General features: G+C 66.7%; 3 protein-coding genes. 1 reads left to right on the forward strand and 2 read right to left on the reverse strand.

What is annotated here, in order from left to right:
* On the reverse strand, window positions 1–325 hold a 325-nt coding region (gene purE / locus V7D81_RS20055), incomplete at its 3' end, for a 5-(carboxyamino)imidazole ribonucleotide mutase (protein WP_324319616.1).
* 23 nt (window positions 326–348) lie between these two features.
* Window positions 349–858, reverse strand: coding sequence for a ribosome biogenesis factor YjgA (yjgA, locus tag V7D81_RS20060; RefSeq protein WP_324319619.1), 510 nt, complete (start codon window positions 856–858; stop codon window positions 349–351).
* A gap of 76 nt (window positions 859–934) precedes the next feature.
* Between yjgA and pmbA the strand changes: the two genes are divergently transcribed.
* Window positions 935–2,308: a metalloprotease PmbA gene (pmbA, locus tag V7D81_RS20065; RefSeq protein WP_324319621.1), complete on the forward strand. Its 1,374-nt coding sequence runs from the start codon at window positions 935–937 to the stop codon at window positions 2,306–2,308.

Raw genomic sequence — 2,308 nt, forward strand, 5'->3', positions numbered from 1 at the left:
TGCCGGCGGGCATCTGCACGATCGACAGCAGCGAATCCATGCCGTTCAATGCCTTCGACTGCACGGGTACGCCGAGCACGGGCAGGGTGGTCTTCGATGAGGTCATACCGGGCAGATGGGCGGCGCCGCCGGCGCCCGCGATGATCACTTCCAGGCCGCGCTCACGTGCCGTGCTCGCGTATTCGAACAGCAGATCGGGCGTGCGATGGGCGGAGACGACGCGCGTTTCATGCGCGACGCCGAGTTTCTGCAGGGTGTCTGCGGCGGGCTGCAGCGTTTCCCAGTCGGACCGGGAACCCATGATGATGCCAACGAGCGGTTTCATGCCGGGAAGTGTAGCAGGCCGGGTTACTCCGGCATGGCCTCGCGCAGCTTCCGGAACAGTTCGCGGGTGGCCCGCGGCGGCAGTTTTTCCCGCTGCTCCCGCACGGCCTGATCGGCGAGGGTCGTGAGTTCGGCGAGCGCCGGCGGCGAAATCCCGCCCTCGCATTCGCGGGCGAACTGATCGAGCGCGGGGCGTCCCTCGCGGACGATCCGGTCGCGCCACTGTTCGATGCGCCGGAACCTCAGGGTGGCGAGGCGTTCGCGGTCGCGCCGGGCATCGAGCGCGATGCGGATCGGCTCGGCGTCGATCTTGCGCATCAACTTGCCGATGTACTGCTTCTGACGATACAGCCCGCCGTGCGCCGTGATCCGGCGCGCGAGCAGCACGGCGTCGCGCAGATTCTCCGGCAACGGCAGGGCGTCCAGCTCCGCCTGGGGCAGGTCGATCAGCGCTTCGCCGAGCGCCTGCAGATCGTCGCTCTGGCGCTTGCGTTCGCTCTTGCTCGGGCCATCGTCATCTTCTTCGTCGATCATGGCCGGAGGATAGAACGGGCGGCAGCCTCGCGAAAGCCGCGCAATGCCGCGAGGTCGTGCCTGATAAGATCGCGGCATGACGTCTTCCCAGCCTGTTTCCGCACGCAGCCCGCTGCCCGCGAGCCAGTCGCTCAGCCGGTCCGATCTCGAGTCGCTGGTCACCATGGCCATTGCCGAGGCGCGTGGACTCGGCGCCACCGATGCTGAAGTGGCCATCAGCGTCGACACGGGTCTGTCCGTCACGGCCCGTCTGGGCGAAGTGGAAACGCTCGAGTACCAGCGCGATCGCGGCATGGGCATCACCATCTACCGCGGCAAACGCAAGGGCTCGGCGAGCACGGCGGATCTCGGCGCCGCTGCGATCCGCGAGACCGTGGCGAAGGCGTACAGCATTGCCGGATTCACGGCGGAAGACGACTGCGCCGGCCTGCCGGATCCCGACACGCTCGCCACCGCGATTCCGGACCTGGATCTGAGTCATCCCTGGAACATCGAACCCGATCAGGCGCGCGATCTCGCGGTCGCCTGCGAAGCGGCGGCGCTGGCCGTCGACAAGCGCATCGGCAATTCGGAAGGCGCGACGCTGTCGAGCCATCGCGGCATTCGCGTCTACGGCAACTCGCTGGGATTTCTCGGCGGCTATCCGAGCACGATCCACAGCCTGAGCTGCGTGGTCATCGCGCAGGAACGCGACGAAATGCAGCGCGACTACTGGTACAGCTCGGTGCGCGACTGGCGTGAGCTCGAGGACGGCGAAAAGATCGGCCGTACGGCCGCCGAACGCGCACTACGTCGCCTGAATGCCCGCAAGCCCTCGACCACGACGGCGCCCGTGCTGTTCGTGCCCGAGCTGGCGCGCGGACTCATCGGCCATTTTCTCGGCGCCATTCGCGGCGGCAGCCAGTATCGGCGTGCTTCGTTCCTGCTCGATGCTGCGGGCACGCAGGTCTTTCCGGACTGGTTCAGCATTTCCGAGCGGCCACATATTCCGAAGGCGCTCGGCAGCGCGCCGTTCGACAGCGAAGGTTGCGCCACGCACGATCGCGAACTCGTCGCTGCTGGCGTGCTCGACGGCTACATCCTCGGCACGTACTCGGCCCGCAAGCTTGGGCTGAAGACCACGGGCAATGCCGGCGGTGTCCACAATCTTTTCGTGGGCCATGGCACCGAGGATTTCGATGCGCTGCTGCGACGGATGAATCGCGGTCTGGTCGTTGCAGAGCTGATGGGGCAGGGCGTCAATGGCGTCACGGGCGACTATTCGCGCGGCGCTGCGGGGTTCTGGGTCGAGAACGGCGCCATCGCCTATCCCGTCCACGAGATCACGATTGCCGGCAATCTCAAGGACATGCTGCGGAACATCGTCGCGGTGGGCAGCGATGTCGATGCGCGCGGCGGCGTGCGGACGGGGTCGATTCTTCTGGAGAAGATGACGATTGCGGGAGAGTGA

Source organism: Povalibacter sp. (assembly GCF_036735925.1).
Lineage (GTDB): Bacteria > Pseudomonadota > Gammaproteobacteria > Steroidobacterales > Steroidobacteraceae > Steroidobacter.